The organism is Rhodococcus sp. NPDC055024 (assembly GCF_053608585.1).
This window is the reverse complement of the sequence record NZ_JBSGVT010000016.1, coordinates 117,331-132,937: the sequence shown is the minus strand read 5'-3', so window position 1 is coordinate 132,937 and position 15,607 is coordinate 117,331. Positions and strand designations below refer to the sequence as shown.

Sequence of the window (15,607 nt, the reverse complement as noted above, 5' to 3'; positions counted from 1 at the left end):
CCCCGAAAGGCCTTACCGCTCGACTTGCATGTGTTAAGCACGCCGCCAGCGTTCGTCCTGAGCCAGGATCAAACTCTCCGTTGAAGACTCTAGATATCACCAACCCGAAGGCCGGCTAATCAGTCATAGACAAAAAGAGTCAAATCACTAGCAAAAAAAACTCAACTAGCAAAAAATGTGTCGGCAACCATTCAGACGGAAGAATGAACAATCACCGACGAAAAATACTCACACCACACACAAACCAACCAAACCCCAAGAGGCAGTTGATCATTCGCGGATGTGAAGTACCAAAAAATATTTGGCACTGACATTCATCGACACACTGTTGAGTTCTCAAAGAACATGCACACACCATCACTTCAACCAGGTTGAAAGCTCCGGGGCAAGGGTTACAATTTTAGCTTGTTCGCTCTAGGGAAGCAAGTTCCCGCTGAGCGTGACTGTCTCCGACTTCGTCCAACCGCGTTTCCCCGGCCTCTCGGTCGGGGTTGGTGTCCGTGTCGCTCTGACTTGGACAAAGTTACGCGAATGAAAACTGAGCGTCAAACGTGCAGGTCGCAGGTGTTCGTCAGGTTAAATCCGCTGGTAGCCCGCCCGCAGGCGGGCCACCAGCGGCCACAGGAGCCTCGCAAGACAACTGTGACCCCACACACGTCAGTTCGGAAGGATTTTCACGCCGGCGAAGTTGCGCTTTCCTCGCCGGACGACCAACCAGCTGCCGTGAAGCAGATCGGATGCGGTGGGCTCCCAGTCGTCGGCCGACACCTTCTGGTTGTTCACCGAAGCGCCGCCCTCTTTCACTGCGCGTCGAGCAGCTCCCTTGCTCTCACACAAACCGCTCGTCACGAGCAGATCGATGATCGTGCGCGGCTCCCCCGGCGCCAATTCGCTGACAGATGCTTCTTTCAGCGCGGCAGCGAGCGTCGACTCGTCGAGTTCCGCCAGCTCCGCCTTGCCGAACAACGCCTGGCTGGCGAGCTCGACAGCACGGGTGTTGTGTTCTCCGTGAACCAAGGTCGTCATCTCCGCGGCGAGTCGCTTCTGTGCTTCTCGCGCATGCGGCCGCTCCGCCGTTGCAGTCTCCAACTCCGCGAGTTCGTCCGCAGTCAAGAAGGTGAACCAGCGCAGGTACTTGATCACATCGGCGTCGCCAGTGTTCACGAAGTACTGGTACCAGGCGTACGGGCTGGTCATCTCGGGGTCGAGCCACAAACTGCCGCCACCGGTCGATTTTCCGAACTTTTTGCCATCGGCCGAGGTCACCAGCGGAACCGTCATGGCGTGCACGCTCTCACCGTCGACACGACGGTTGAGTTCGACGCCGGCAATGATGTTGCCCCACTGATCGGACCCACCAACCTGCAACGTGCAGCCGAGATCGCGCCGCAGGTGCAGGTAGTCGTTGGCCTGGAGCAGCATGTAGCTGAACTCGGTGTACGACATTCCGTCCGATTCGAGGCGACGCTTGACGGTGTCGCGCGCGAGCATCACGTTCACGGAGAAGTGTTTGCCCACATCACGCAAGAAATCGATGGCCGACATCTTGCCGGTCCAGTTCATGTTGTTCTCGATGACCGCACTCGTCGGCGAATCGTCGAAATCCACGAATCGTTCGAGCTGACCACGGATGCGACCCGCCCAGTCTGCGACGGTGTCGGCGGAGTTCATCGTCCGTTCCCCGACGTCACGGGGGTCACCGATCAAGCCCGTTGCACCGCCGGCAAGAACGATCGGGCGGTTGCCGGCGCGCTGAAAACGCTTGAGCGCAAGGAGCGGAACCAGGTGGCCTGCGTGCAGACTCGGTCCGGTCGGGTCGAACCCCGCATACAGCGTGACCGGTCCGGCCTCGAGATCTTTACGCAAAGCGTCGAGATCGGTTGATTGGGCGATCAGCCCGCGCCAGGTCAGTTCGTCGAGAATATTCTCAGTCACGGACTCGATCATCCCATCTTCACGAAGTGGCCGGTGCTCGCGGGCTTCGGCGATACGCGGACACCGCCGGGGAGTCCGGAATCCAGAGCCGCCACGGGACCTCCGCCGCGGTGCTGACACCCACCCGCGGTCCGCTCACCCATTCCTTCGACTCCCCCAATTCGAGCCGAATCCGCGACACCGGGTCGAACACGTCTGTTCCATTGTCCCCCAGCGTGATTGCTACGGAAGCGCCGAGATTACCTGGCCCTCTGGCCCATTGGTGAGATGGCCGGTCCGGCGATCTCCGTGCGGACACCACATCGTGGCCGGCTTCGATTTCGGCGGCTCGGAGCAGAACACCGCCCGCGACACCATCCGGGCCGTACGAGATGTTCATGCAAAAGTGCATTCCGTAGCTGCGGTAGACGTACAGCCGCCCCGCCCGCCCGAACATCACGCTGTTTCGCGGCGTTTGCCCCCGATACGAATGCGCTGCCGGATCCGGCCAGGGCCCGTCCTTCTCCCCGCCGTAAGCCTCCACCTCGACAATTCTCAGAGCGACCTCGTCGACGATCAGGGTCGAGCCGAGAACCGCCAAGCCCGCTTCCAACGGGTTTTTCACATTTACCAAGGTCTCGATACTCACCCTTCGATTGTGCCCACACCGTTGGCTCGCCGGTCGGCCGAGTCGCATAATTCAACAAGTGATGAATTATTGAAACGAGGCGCACAGTGACCACAACGCCGGCAATAGACATCCGCGGACTCCGAGTCATTCGCGGCAAACACGAAGTACTCCACTCGCTTGACCTGCAAGTCTCGGCGGGATCGATCACCGGACTGCTCGGACCCTCCGGTTGCGGCAAGACAACCCTCATGCGCGCGATAGTCGGAACGCAGATCGTCGAAAGTGGTGAGGTCAGAGTCCTGGGAAATCGCGCCGGGTCCGTCGCCCTTCGCCGTCGGATCGGGTACGTCACCCAATCCCCCAGTGTGTACGGCGACCTGACGGTGACGCGAAATGTTCAGTATTTCGGCGCTCTGTACGGAAAATCCGGCGCAGACGTCGCAGCAGCGGTCGACGCCGTCGGATTGAGCCGTTATGCCGACCAGACCGCAGCCGACCTGTCCGGCGGTCAACGCGGTCGAGTTTCGCTGGCATGCGCGCTGGTGGCGTCACCTGACGTGTTGATCCTCGACGAACCGACCGTTGGGCTCGATCCAGTCCTTCGCGTCGAATTGTGGGAACGATTTGCCGACCTCGCTCGCAGCGGAACCACCCTGTTGGTCTCGAGCCACGTCATGGACGAGGCGGACCACTGCGCAGAACTGATTCTGATGCGCGACGGGTACCTTCTCGCGCAACTCACCCCTGACGAACTGCGTGCAAAAACCAGATGTGAACGGCTCGAGGACGCCTTCCTCGAACTGATTCGGACTTCACCCGTCGGAGGCGAAATATCATGAGCATCAGGATCTTCGGTGCTACTACCGTCCGAATTCTGCTTCAGCTCCGCCAAGATCACCGCACGGTGGCCATGATCTTGTTGGTCCCGTCGTTGCTGATGATTCTGCTCTATTTCCTCTACCAAGACGTCCCGACGCCGCCCGGCCAGGTTTCGCTCTTCCAGCGAGTGGCGATCACGATGTTGGGAATCTTGCCGTTTGTCGTCATGTTCCTGGTCACGTCCATCGCGATGCAACGCGAACGCAGTTCAGGCACACTCGAACGCCTGCTCACCACTCCGATGGGCAAACTCGATCTTCTCGCCGGATACGGTGCAGCATTTTCGCTCTCCGCAGCCGCTCAGGCAGCTCTCGCGTGCGCGGTAGCTTTCGGATTTCTCGGGCTCACCATCGCGGGCAGTCTTGCGTGGGTCATCGTCATTGCAGTTCTCGGCGCGATCCTCGGCGTTGCTCTTGGTCTGTTGGCCAGTGCGTTCGCGAAGACCGAATTCCAAGCAGTGCAGTTCATGCCTGTCGTAGTGGTTCCACAGCTCTTCCTCTGCGGACTCCTGGTACCTCGTGACCAATTGCCGACCTGGCTCGAATGGATCAGCAACGTACTCCCCTTGAGCTACGCCGTCGACGCGCTTCAACAAGTGTCGATGCATGCCGACGCGACAGGTCAGATGTGGCGTGATCTCGCCGTCATGGCAGGCTTTGCCGCCGCCGCACTATCGCTGGCCGCAGCCACACTCGATCGCCGCACTCCATGACCGACAACAGCACCGCGCCGACGCCGACTCGTTCGGGGCGACGACCGGGCAAGTCGGAGACTCGCGCGCAGATTCTCGATTCGGCGCGACGAGAGTTCTCCCGGAACGGTTTTCGAAGAACTACCGTTCGATCGATAGCCGCGGCGGCTGACGTCGATCCAGCCATGATTCATCACCATTTCGGGAGCAAGGAGCAGTTGTTCACCGCTGCGATCGCGCTACCGATCGATCCAGCACAGGTACTGGGGCCGGTTCGCACCTCCCCGACCGAAAATCTCGGCGAAAGCCTTCTCCGGGCGGTGATCGGGCTATGGGATTCGGAACATCAGCCGGCGATTCTGGCGGCTTTTCGATCAGCCATTTCCGGAGACGGATCGCAACTGATCCAGAGCTTTCTGCTCGATATCGTATTGCGCGACATCATTCCGCGGGTGGACACACCACCCGGCACCGGCCTGATCAGAGCAGAATTGGTGGCCTCTCAGATGGCCGGGCTACTGGTCACGCGATACGTGTTCGGACTCGAACCGCTCGCGATGTTGAGCGTCGACGCACTGGTACCGCTGGTAGCTCCGAACCTCCAGCGGTACCTCACCGGCGAGTTGCCGATCTAGCCTTCGGCCCGTGCGAGCAACTTCTCGTGCTCGTCGTCGGCCACATCGCGTGCCTCGTCGATCAACAGAACAGGAATGCCATTCTCGATCGGATACGCGCGCCGCAAACGGGGGTTGTAGAGCAACTCGTCCCCGACCAGCAGCAGCGGGCCCTTGTCCTGGGGGCAGGCCAGAATGCTGAGCAACGTCGAATCAATAGCCACGTGAGTCCTCTCGAACCGATCAAACAGAATGTCCTCAGGCTACCGTGCTCCGGTGCCCACCCTCGTCGGCATCAACTGCGCGGCGATTGCCTTGGTCAGCCGCTTGTACGACTGCGTCTCGGAATCGAGGAACCAGGTCCGTGGCCCCGGCGCCGGCAGTCCGGCCGCAGCCAAAGCAGTAGAGCTCGGACGGTACGACGAGCCCACCGGGATCTCGTCCACCACGTGCACGATGTCCGGGCGCGCGTCGAAATCGATGCGCGAGAGAGCCTCTGCAAGCTCGGCAGACCGGAACTGCCGCCCCGGACGCCAGGTCACGGCAGCGACCGCCAACTGATGCGGTGCGTCGCCGACGCCGTACGCGACAGCAAGATCTACCCGCGCAACACTCGACAAAGCGTCGACGATCGGCTGGGTGAACACGGGACCGCGGAGGGTGGAAATGACCGTGTTCTTGTGATCGATCAGCCAGTAGTCGCCGTCGCCGTCTCGGCGGAAGAGATTCTCGGTGGGAATCCACGAATCGCCGGCTTGGAAGAGGCCTCGCATGGCGCCGCCCGAGAGATCGGCGGTGAATCCCGCGCGCCCGAGCAGCAAGCCGACCTCGTCTTCGGCGCACTCACGGACAAATCCGTTGCCGTTTTCGAGGAGCCGACCACTGAGCGGGTCGTAGGCCGCCAACCGAACCTGCGCGCTCCCCGGCAGCGGGCGACCCTTGGAGCCAACTTTGGAGCCTGCGACGTTGGCGAGAATCACATCGCCTTCGGTCGACGCATAGAACTCGAGCACCTGCGCGGGGTCGAACGCCTCCGTGGTCCGCTTCCACAGACCATGGGGCATTCCCGAACCGATGAACAGGCGGACCGGATGGCTACCGTCGATGAGGAGAAGATCCTCGTCGAGGATCTCGCGCATCATCGACCACGTGTAACTCACGACCGTCACGCCGTAGCGGTGGATTTCTTCGACAAACCTCGCCGGGTTCAGTCCGCGTGAGAGAGCAATCCGGGAACCACCGGCCATTGCGCCACCGATGGTCGCGAGCAAACTCGACGAATGGTGGAGCGGCGCAAGGCAGTACACGGTGTCACCGCGATCGAGATCTGCCGCCGTGGCCGTGCCGAAGGCCGACAATGCCCACCGGTAGTTGGTGATCTGCTTGGCTTCGAGCACACCGCCGGATTCCGCAAAGATGATGAACGCGAGTTCGCGGGCGACACCGGGATCCGGTCGGTACCACCCGGGCAGATTGACCTTCGTCGGATCGATTTGTTCGAGATCGATCACGTCGTGCGACGGATCCACCTCGAGGCCACGGGCATCGCCGCCGCCGAGAACCAGAACAGGCCTACCGGTAACCACTGCGGCATCGACGTTCTCCGGATCGGTGATGATCCGATCGACCGATCCCAGCTTGACCGCCGCCGTGATGTCGGACCCTGGCGGAAGCATGACCGCGACGGCACCGAGGCGCGAGAGAGCCGCGATGGCCGCGAGCGCGCTGGGACGGGTCTCCATCAGGACACCGACGTGTGCTGCCGGACGCACGCCCACGGAGATCAATCCACGTACGACATTGTCGATGCGGGCGTTGACCGCTTCGTAGGTGTGCACGCGATTGTCGAAGAGGAAGCACTCGCCGTTCGGCGCCTTTCGACGCTGCTCCGCGAGCAATTGGCTCAGGGAGATCTTGGTGTGCGGCTGAATCTGGTTGAGCCGCGCCAGACGTGGCAACGCGCGCGCTGCCTCGCCGGACAACTCGAAAGTGCCGCGCAGGGCACCGGCGGCAAGGTCACTGATTCCCTTGGTGACGCCTGCCCCTACTTCGGCGACCGAGGCGACGGTGTGGATGATCCGATTGCTGATCGACACACCGGTCTGGTCTTCGAGGTCGGCGCCGTAGACCATGTTCGCGATGCGGTCCGGGAGCGGCCCACCCGTTTCGGTCCACTGCACGAATTCACCGGTTGTCGGCCAGGTGTGATTGGCCGCGGTGGAACCGACAACCAAACCGAAATGACCTGCACGCAAAGTAGATTCATAGACCTTCGCCCGCGGAGCCGCTTGACTGATACCGCGAACCGCCTGCGGCTGACCGATGTCGTCGACCTCGCCGACAAACGCCAGGATGGGGCAGGTGATTTCGGCGAGAGAGACCAATTGATCCTTGATGACAAAACCGCCGGTCATCATCCTGTTGTGCACGATGAACTGCTTGAGCAGTTCGGCTACCGCAGGCCCCGACCACGCGACCCAACCCTCGGTGGCGAGGAAGCGTCGCTGCTGCTCTCTCGGTAGCAACGCCTCACGGTCGTGCAGTTGAAGCAGGAAGTCGACGCGCATCTTCAGCGACTTCACGGGATCGAGCAACTGGAACCCGGTACGAGCCATCCATCCGGTGACTGCCAGGCGATTGAAGACGTGATCGGCGAGGAAATCCGCACCCTTGGTAGCCAATCCGGCCGGGATACCGAAAGGCAATGCAGCGAGTGTGTCGACCGGGCTGCCGAAGGTGATGACACTGGCTATGTTTCGGCTGCGTCGGTAGGCAGCCGCCTGATAGGCGAACATTCCACCCTGCGAGTAACCGGAGATGTGAACATCTTTACCGGTGTGACGGTGGATGTGATCGACGATGTCGCTGAGAGCGATGATGTGATCGGCAAGATTGCGATCCCAACCGCCCTCTTCGGAGTCGGGCGAACCGAAATCGACGACCCAAGGGTCAAGGCCCATCTCGTGCAGAATTCCCACAGCGCCCTGGTCGCGGGTCACGTCGTACACGTTCGCCGACATCATCATCGGCGGGATCAGCAAGATCGGTGCGCCGACGGTTTCCGGGTCACTGTCCGGGAAGTAGCGCCGTAGCCGATACATCGCTGCGCGTTCGACGATCTCGAACGGCGACGTGGTCGCATCCGTTTCCAACCCACCCAACCGGACGACCTCGAGGCCGTTTTGTGCTGTCGCAACCACCCGACGAATCGGGCCCAGCACAGACTTGGAATTCAATCCCACCATTTCACTCCCAAGTTACTCACCATGTGACGTCAGTCTCATTTTTCCCGCGCGCGACAAGCCTACTGACGACGAATACGCGTACGCGGTCAGGGAGCAAATTCTGCTCCCTGACCGCGTACGACCGAAGGACTACTGCCGAAAAGAGAGGGACGACACTCGCGACCTCGAGGTCAGAGTGTCCATCCCCGCAGCGACTGCGCCACTGCTCGGACTCCGTCCAACTGCTCTGCCACCCGCACCCCCGCGGTGCCGCCCCGTGCATTACGCGAAGAGATGGAACCCTCGACTGTCAGCACCTCACGAACAGCGGGCGTCAGCGCGCTGTCGACGCCGGCCAGTTCCTCGTCCGTGAGATCTTCGAGTCCGACGCCTCGCGCTTCGGCGACACGCACACACGCTCCGGCTGCCTCGTGTGCAACCCGGAACGGCACGCCCTGACGCACCATCCACTCCGCGATGTCGGTGGCCAACGTGAACCCTGCCGGAGCAAGTTCCGCCATACGCTCGGTGTGGAACTCGAGAGTCTGCACCAGACCGGTGATGGCCGGGAGCAACATCTCGAGCTGCGCAACCGAGTCGAAGACCGGTTCCTTGTCCTCTTGCAGATCGCGGTTGTACGCCAGCGGCTGAGCCTTCAGCGTCGCCAACAATCCGGTGAGGTTACCGATCAAACGACCCGACTTACCGCGCGTGAGTTCCGAGACATCCGGATTCTTCTTCTGCGGCATGATCGACGATCCCGTGGACCACGCGTCGGCAAGAGTGATGTAGCCGAACTCCGGTGTGCTCCAGATGATGATCTCTTCCGCCATACGGGAGAGATCGACACCGATCATTGCGAGCACGAACGCTGCCTCGGCTGCGAAATCACGCGAAGCCGTTGCGTCGATCGAGTTCTCGGCCGAGCTGTCGAACTTCAGTTCCGCCGCAATCGCTTCGGGATCGAGTCCGAGTGAGGAACCGGCGAGTGCACCGGAACCGTACGGGGACACCGCAGCTCGCACGTCGAAGTCGCGAAGGCGCTGCACGTCCCGCAACAGTGGATGTGCGTGAGCGAGCAGGTGATGCGCCAACAGGACCGGCTGAGCCGCCTGCAGGTGCGTCTTGCCCGGCATCACGGCATCCGGATGCGCCCCGGCCTGAGTCGCCAATGCGTCGACCACGTCGAGAACTCCGGTGGAGATGCGGCGGACCGCATCGCGAAGCCACATGCGGAACAGCGTGGCCACCTGGTCGTTACGTGAACGACCAGCACGCAGGCGTCCACCGACCTCAGGCCCGACGCGCTCGATCAGACCACGCTCGAGTGCGCCGTGTACGTCCTCGTCCGAATCACTGGGCGCGAAGGCGCCACTGGCGACATCTGCCGCCAGACGGTCGAGACCGTCGAGCATCGTCGCGAGGTCGGCTTCGCTGAGCAGGCCGGCCTTGTTCAGCACACGTGCATGCGCCTGCGACGCCCGCACGTCGTACGGAGCGAGGACCCAGTCGAAGTGAGTCGACTTGCTCAGCGCCGCCATGGCAGCGGCCGGTCCGGACTCGAACCGTCCGCCCCACAGCGCGCCTTCGTTGGTGCCGTGTTTCTGAGCGTCTCCGTCACCGTGAGCCGTCATGGCTCAGAGTCCCAGATCGCGCTTCGCGGCGACCTTCGACGACAGACCGTGGATCTCGACGAAGCCCTTCGATGCAGACTGGTCGAAGCTGTCGCCCTCGTCGTACGTCGCGAGGTTGAAGTCGTAGAGCGACTCGGGGCTACGACGACCGTTGACGGTGATGGCTCCACCGTGCAGGAAGAGACGGATGTCGCCGGTGACGCGTTCCTGCGTCTTGTCGACGAACGTGTCCAGTGCGTCCTTGAGGGGCGAGAACCAGAGGCCGTCGTAGACCAGCTCGGACCAACGCTGCTCCATCTGACGCTTGTAGCGACCGAGTTCGCGTTCGAGGGTGACGTGCTCGAGTTCCTGGTGTGCGGTGATGAGAACCATCGCGCCGGGAGCTTCATAGATCTCACGGCTCTTGATGCCCACGAGACGGTCCTCCACGACGTCGAGGCGGCCGACGCCCTGAGCGCCTGCGCGCTTGTTCAGTTCCTGAATGGCTTCGAGAACCGACACCGGGCGGCCGTCGATGGCGACCGGGCGGCCCTTGTCGAAGCTGATGATGAGCTCGTCGGGTGCGTTCCAGTTGACCGTCGGGTCCTGGGTGTAGTCGTAGACGTCCTTCGTCGGCGCGTTCCACAGATCCTCGAGGAATCCGGTCTCGACGGCGCGGCCCCAGACGTTCTGGTCGATCGAGAACGGCGACTTCTTGGAGACGTTGATCGGGATGTTGTTCTCTTCGGCGAAGGCGATGGCCTTCTCGCGGGTCCAGGCGTAGTCGCGGACCGGTGCGATGACCTGCAGGTCGGGTGCGAGGGCGCCGAATCCGACCTCGAAGCGAACCTGGTCGTTGCCCTTACCGGTGCAACCGTGCGAGACGATGGTGCCGCCGTGCGAGCGTGCAGCTTCGACGATGTGCTTGACGATCAGCGGACGGCTGATGGCCGAGACGAGCGGGTAGCGGTCCATGTACAGGGCGTTGGCCGCGATGGTCGGCAGGCAGTATTCGTCCGCGAACTCGTCGCGGGCGTCGACGACAACGGATTCGACTGCGCCGCAGTCGATCGCGCGCTGACGCACGACCTCCATGTCCTCGCCACCCTGCCCCAGATCGATGGCGACGGCGACAACTTCAGCGCCCGTCTCCTTACCGATCCAACTGATGGCAACAGAAGTGTCCAGCCCGCCCGAGTAGGCGAGTACGACGCGATCGGCCATGGTTTTTGTGCTCCTTCGGTTGAAAATCTCTATCAAAGAATAAGGGGTCAGGCGAGCGATTCGATCATGGCCGCGAGTTCCGCTCCGGAAAGCGGTTCCCGGGCCACTACGAAGATGGTGTCATCTCCGGCGATCGTGCCCACGATGTCCGGCATCGAGGACCGATCCAGTGCGCTCGCGAGGTAGTGCGCAGCTCCCGGCGGTGTCCGGAGGATCGCCATGTTGCCGCTGAAATCGGTGGAGACCAACAGCTCGCCCAACAGCCGTGAGAGGCGGTCGGTACCGCCGGACACACCGCGTACCGGGTTCCCGTCCTCCGGCACCACGTAAACACCGGCGCCGCCGTCGGCGGCACGCAGTTTCACCGCTCCCAGCTCTTCGAGGTCACGCGAGAGCGTCGCCTGCGTTGCTTCGATACCCTCGGCACCGAGCAACGCCGCCAGCTCCGTCTGACTTCGGACAGGGTGAGCCGCCAGAAGCGCGATGATGCGCGACTGGCGACCAGCCCGAGTGGGAGCGACGCTCACGCCGGGTCCAGTTGGGTTCGCTGTTCCAGCAGCCACACGAGCAATGCCTTCTGGGCGTGCAGACGGTTCTCCGCCTCGTCCCAGACAACACTCTGCGGCCCGTCGAGAACCTCGTCGGTGACTTCTTCGCCGCGATGTGCAGGCAGGCAGTGCAGGACGACAGCCTTCGGATCTGCCTTTGCGAGCAGCTCCTTGTTGATCTGGAACGGACGGAAAGGTCCGACCCGATCGAGTCCGTCGTTCTCCTGACCCATAGAGGTCCAGGTGTCTGTGACCAACGCGTCGGCGCCGACGACGCCGGCCTGCGGGTCCTGCGTCAGCGTGATGGTCGCGCCGGTTTCCTCGGCGCGTTTGCGTGCTGCTGCCACTACCCAGTCCGCCGGTTCGAAGCCCGCGGGGCTGGCAATGGTGACGTCGATGCCTGCGGTGACTCCGCCGAGCATCAGTGAGTGAGCCATGTTGTTGGCGCCGTCACCCAGGTAGGTCAGCTTCAGCCCCTTGAGCTCACCCTTCTGCTCGATCAGCGTTTGCAGATCGGCCAGAACCTGACAGGGGTGAAACTCGTCCGACAACGCGTTGACGATGGGAATGGTTGCGCCCGTTGCCATCTGCTCCAAGCGCTTCTGGCCGAACGTGCGCCACACGACGGCGTCGACGTAGCGGGAGAGAACGCGTCCGGTGTCCGCCAGCGTCTCTTCACGCCCGAGTTGGGTGCTGCGCCCGTCGACGACGACGGCGTGGCCGCCCATCTGTGCGATGCCCATCTCGAACGAGAAACGTGTACGCGTCGAGTTCTTCTCGAAGATGACGCCGACTCCGCGTGGACCCTCGAGTGGACGCCGAGCGAACGGGTCCTTCTTGAGAATCGCAGCGAGTTCCAGAACTTCGGCCTGCTGCGCCGGAGTCAGATCGTCGTCCCTGAGAAAGTGTTTCACCACGGTAGTCACTTCTCCCCCGGCTGGTCAGCCGATAGTGCACTGTCGAAGATGGCAGGTAATGCTGCCACGAAGGTTTCGGCCTGCTCATCCGTGAGGATCAGCGGCGGCGCCAACCGGATTACTCCGGGTTGCGCTGCATTCACAAGGTACCCGGCTTCGCGGGCTGCATTTTCCACCGCCGGCGCGACGTCCTCGGTCAGCACGACACCCAGCAGCAGTCCTGATCCCCGTACGTAGTCGACCAACGGATGGCCCAGATCTTCGATGCCAGTCGAGATCGACTTACCCAAACTGTCCGCGCGCGAGATCAGGTCTTCCGCTGCAATGGTTTTCAGCACGGCAAGTGCCGCCGCGGCGCACACCGGATTTCCACCGAACGTCGTCCCGTGCTTACCCGGCCCGAACAACTCTGCCGTTGCTCCGGTCGCGATGCAGGCGCCGATCGGCATTCCGCCGCCGAGCCCCTTCGCAAGCGTGATGACGTCGGGAACGATGCCGACGGCCTGATGGGCGTAGAACCAGCCCGTCCGGCCGATGCCGGTCTGCACTTCGTCGAGTACGAGAAGCGCACCGCGTTCGGCGGTGATCCGCCGAGCCTCCACGAGGTATCCCTCCGGTGGCACCACGACGCCGCTCTCACCCATGATCGGTTCGAGGAACACAGCGGCGGTGTCGGAATCGACGGCCCGCTCGAGTGCCTCGACGTCGCCGTACGGCACGAACTCGACACCGGCAGGCATCGGTTCGAACGGCGCCCGCTTGGCAGGCTGACCCGTCAGAGCGAGTGCGCCCATCGTGCGACCGTGGAAAGAGCCCTCGGCTGCGATGATCTTCTTCCGTCCGGTGGCGCGAGCGAGCTTGAAGGCAGCCTCGTTCGCCTCGGTACCGGAGTTGCAGAAGAACGCGCGCCCGCTCACATTGCCGAGATGAGCGAGCAGCTGCTCCGCCAACTCGACGACCGGCTCGCTGGCGTACAGGTTGGACACATGGCCCAGTGTCGACAACTGCGTCGTGACGGCTTCGACGACGGCCGGATGCCCGTGTCCGAGGATGTTGACGGCAATTCCGGCCAGGAAGTCGACGTACTGCTTGCCGTCGGCGTCAGTGAGGACGGCCCCGTCACCGCGGACGAGAGCAACCCGGGGTACGCCATAATTGTTCATCAGCGAAGCGGACCACCGCTGCTGGAGATCGATCGTGCTCATGAGGTAGCTCCCTGCTGGGGACCGGCGACCGAGGAGCCCGGCACGACCATCGTGCCGATTCCTTCGCCGGTGAAAAGTTCGAGTAGGACTGAATGTTCGAGCCGGCCGTCGATCACGTGCGCCGACGGCACACCTCCGCGCACCGCGCGAAGGCAGGCCTCCATCTTGGGCACCATGCCGGCATCGAGACTCGGCAACAACTGAGCAAGGGCGTCGGTGTCGATTTCGGTGGCCAGCGAGGATCGGTCCGGCCAATCGGTGTACAGACCTTCGACATCGGTGAGGACAACGAGCTTCTCCGCACCGATTGCCTCGGCCAGTGCCGCAGCAGCGGTATCGGCATTGATGTTGTGGACGACACCGTCGGCGTCGGGGGCGATGGTCGAGACCACCGGAATACGTCCTGCCGCAATGAGATCGAGTACCGCGTCCGGGTTCACGGTAGTGACGTCTCCGACCAGACCGATGTCGGTCTGCTCCCCCTCGACCGCAACAGTGCGTCGAGTAGCGGTGAACAGGTGCGCATCTTCACCGGAGATACCGACCGCGTAAGGACCGTGCGCGTTGATCAAGCCGACGAGTTCACGGCCGACCTGACCGAAAAGCACCATCCGCACGACATCCATCACCTCGGGCGTCGTCACACGGAAACCACCGCGGAACTCACCCTTCATGCCAAGGCGTGCCAGCATCGCATTGATCTGCGGGCCACCGCCGTGAACGACGACGGGATGGATGCCGACAGTCCGCAGAAACGCCATGTCGGCGGCAAATGCCGTCTTGAGCGTCTCGTCGATCATGGCGTTTCCGCCGTACTTGACCACGACCACCTTGTCGCGGAATCGCTGCAGCCACGGCAGCGCGTCCGCAAGGACATGTGCCTTCTGATGCTCGCTGATGACGGGATACGTCTCGGTCATGACGAGTACGCCGAGTTCTCTTCGACGTAGGCATGCGAGAGGTCCGTGGTGCGAATGCTCACGGACTCGTTGCCGATTCCCAGATCGATGTCGAGTTCGATGTCGATCCCGCTCAGGTCGACCTCACGTGCCCCCGGAGCGCCGACGCCGTCGATGCAGACCGGACTCCCGTTGAAGGACACACTGATTCGGTCTGGATCGAGCTCGATGGGAGCGATACCCACTGCTGCGAGGACGCGGCCCCAGTTGGGATCGGATCCGAAAAGCGCCGTCTTGACCAAGCTGTCCCGAGCAACGGTCCGGGCGCCGATCAGCGCGTCGGATTCGGACGCTGCGCCGCGAACCGTCACCTTGACCCGTTTGGTGACGCCCTCGGCGTCTGCCATCAACTGATCCGCGAGATCGTCACACACGGCGAATACTGCGGCGTTGAGCTCGTCCTGCGTCGGCGTGACACCGCTGGCGCCGGAGGCCAACAAGAGCACTGTGTCGTTGGTGGACGTGGCGCCGTCGACGTCGAGGCGATCGAAGCTCAGGTGGGTGGCGGCGCGCAACGCGGTGTCGAGCTGCTCGGCCGTTGCGACGGCATCGGTCGTGACGACGCACAGCATGGTGGCCAGCGCAGGCGCGAGCATGCCTGCGCCCTTGGCCATTCCGCCGACGTTCCACTTGTTCGCGTGGTGCAGCGATGCCTGCTTCGGCACGGTGTCCGTGGTCATGATCGCGTATGCCGCGTCGGTGCCGCCGGAGATTCCGCCGGCAAGTTCGTGCACGACCTCCGTGACACCGGGGATCAGCTTGTCCATGGGCAACCGGTCACCGATGAGTCCGGTGGAACAGACGGCGACCTCGATCGCGCCCGTCTCGGTTCCCCAATTGCTCAGTGCCGAAGCAACTTCCTCGGCAGTCTTGTGTGCATCCTGGAATCCACCCGCGCCCGTGCAGGCGTTCGCGCCGCCCGAGTTGAGCACCACCGCGCGCAGCTTGCCCGTCGTCAAGACCTGCTGAGACCACAACACCGGAGCCGCCTTGACCTTGTTCAGGGTGAAGACGCCGGCAGCGGCCAGATCAGGGCCCTCGTTGAGCACCAGTGCGAGGTCCGACTTGCCACTCTTCTTGATACCGGCAGCAATTCCGGCACCGCGGAATCCGGCAGGCGCGGTGACGCCCTGTGTACGGAGCAGACGTCCTCCGGCGACGTGAACCACGTCGGATTCGGTTGGGTTG

Annotated in this window: 14 protein-coding genes and 1 rRNA gene; 3 read left to right on the top strand and 12 right to left on the bottom strand. The window is 62.7% G+C overall.

The window, feature by feature from the left end; all coding sequences use genetic code 11:
* The 3 genes from ACWF6P_RS27045 to ACWF6P_RS27035 form a co-directional block, all read right to left on the bottom strand.
* A 16S ribosomal RNA gene (locus ACWF6P_RS27045) occupies nucleotides 1-84 on the bottom strand; the annotation flags it as partial.
* Between the two features lie 573 nt (nucleotides 85-657).
* Complete coding sequence (gene tyrS, locus ACWF6P_RS27040; protein ID WP_037131306.1) at nucleotides 658-1,935, bottom strand: tyrosine--tRNA ligase; 1,278 nt, start codon at nucleotides 1,933-1,935, stop codon at nucleotides 658-660.
* Between the two features lie 19 nt (nucleotides 1,936-1,954).
* Nucleotides 1,955-2,563, bottom strand: coding sequence for a DNA-3-methyladenine glycosylase (locus tag ACWF6P_RS27035; protein WP_452623120.1), 609 nt, complete (start codon nucleotides 2,561-2,563; stop codon nucleotides 1,955-1,957).
* Nucleotides 2,564-2,649: 86 nt separating this feature from the next.
* On the opposite strand from ACWF6P_RS27035, the gene ACWF6P_RS27030 reads away from it, so the two are divergent.
* The 3 genes from ACWF6P_RS27030 to ACWF6P_RS27020 are packed head-to-tail and all read left to right on the top strand — an operon-like array spanning nucleotide 2,650 to nucleotide 4,750.
* Nucleotides 2,650-3,384, top strand: coding sequence for an ABC transporter ATP-binding protein (locus ACWF6P_RS27030; RefSeq protein ID WP_452623119.1), 735 nt, complete (start codon nucleotides 2,650-2,652; stop codon nucleotides 3,382-3,384).
* The gene (locus tag ACWF6P_RS27025) at nucleotides 3,381-4,136 is read left to right on the top strand and encodes an ABC transporter permease (RefSeq protein ID WP_003944033.1); all 756 of its coding nucleotides are present in this window, start codon (nucleotides 3,381-3,383) and stop codon (nucleotides 4,134-4,136) included. The genes ACWF6P_RS27030 and ACWF6P_RS27025 overlap by 4 nt, the downstream gene beginning before the upstream one ends.
* Nucleotides 4,133-4,750, top strand: a complete 618-nt coding sequence (locus ACWF6P_RS27020) for a TetR/AcrR family transcriptional regulator (protein ID WP_452623118.1) — start codon at nucleotides 4,133-4,135, stop codon at nucleotides 4,748-4,750. The genes ACWF6P_RS27025 and ACWF6P_RS27020 overlap by 4 nt, the downstream gene beginning before the upstream one ends.
* Here ACWF6P_RS27020 and ACWF6P_RS27015 read toward each other — a convergent pair.
* From ACWF6P_RS27015 to argJ, 9 genes are all read right to left on the bottom strand, one after another.
* Nucleotides 4,747-4,953, bottom strand: a complete 207-nt coding sequence (locus ACWF6P_RS27015; protein WP_003944045.1) for a Trm112 family protein — start codon at nucleotides 4,951-4,953, stop codon at nucleotides 4,747-4,749. The two genes, ACWF6P_RS27020 and ACWF6P_RS27015, sit on opposite strands and share 4 nt — an antisense overlap.
* 39 nt (nucleotides 4,954-4,992) lie before the next feature.
* Nucleotides 4,993-7,974 carry an acyl-CoA synthetase gene (locus ACWF6P_RS27010; protein ID WP_378450017.1) on the bottom strand — a complete coding sequence of 994 codons (2,982 nt, stop codon included), beginning with the start codon at nucleotides 7,972-7,974 and terminating at the stop codon, nucleotides 4,993-4,995.
* 170 nt (nucleotides 7,975-8,144) lie between these two features.
* Complete coding sequence (gene argH / locus ACWF6P_RS27005; protein ID WP_452623117.1) at nucleotides 8,145-9,587, bottom strand: argininosuccinate lyase; 1,443 nt, start codon at nucleotides 9,585-9,587, stop codon at nucleotides 8,145-8,147.
* 3 nt (nucleotides 9,588-9,590) lie between these two features.
* Nucleotides 9,591-10,790: an argininosuccinate synthase gene (locus ACWF6P_RS27000; protein WP_003944066.1), complete on the bottom strand. Its 1,200-nt coding sequence runs from the start codon at nucleotides 10,788-10,790 to the stop codon at nucleotides 9,591-9,593.
* 47 nt (nucleotides 10,791-10,837) lie between these two features.
* The gene (locus ACWF6P_RS26995; protein WP_020907875.1) at nucleotides 10,838-11,317 is read right to left on the bottom strand and encodes an arginine repressor; all 480 of its coding nucleotides are present in this window, start codon (nucleotides 11,315-11,317) and stop codon (nucleotides 10,838-10,840) included.
* Nucleotides 11,314-12,264: an ornithine carbamoyltransferase gene (gene argF, locus ACWF6P_RS26990; protein WP_021334039.1), complete on the bottom strand. Its 951-nt coding sequence runs from the start codon at nucleotides 12,262-12,264 to the stop codon at nucleotides 11,314-11,316. The genes ACWF6P_RS26995 and argF overlap by 4 nt, the downstream gene beginning before the upstream one ends.
* Nucleotides 12,261-13,460: an acetylornithine transaminase gene (locus ACWF6P_RS26985; RefSeq protein WP_452623116.1), complete on the bottom strand. Its 1,200-nt coding sequence runs from the start codon at nucleotides 13,458-13,460 to the stop codon at nucleotides 12,261-12,263. The genes argF and ACWF6P_RS26985 overlap by 4 nt, the downstream gene beginning before the upstream one ends.
* The gene (gene argB, locus ACWF6P_RS26980; protein ID WP_019748607.1) at nucleotides 13,457-14,380 is read right to left on the bottom strand and encodes an acetylglutamate kinase; all 924 of its coding nucleotides are present in this window, start codon (nucleotides 14,378-14,380) and stop codon (nucleotides 13,457-13,459) included. Before argB ends, ACWF6P_RS26985 begins: the two co-directional genes overlap by 4 nt.
* Nucleotides 14,377-15,588 carry a bifunctional glutamate N-acetyltransferase/amino-acid acetyltransferase ArgJ gene (gene argJ, locus ACWF6P_RS26975; RefSeq protein ID WP_317828995.1) on the bottom strand — a complete coding sequence of 404 codons (1,212 nt, stop codon included), beginning with the start codon at nucleotides 15,586-15,588 and terminating at the stop codon, nucleotides 14,377-14,379. The genes argB and argJ overlap by 4 nt, the downstream gene beginning before the upstream one ends.
* Between the last annotated feature and the right edge of the window lie 19 nt (nucleotides 15,589-15,607).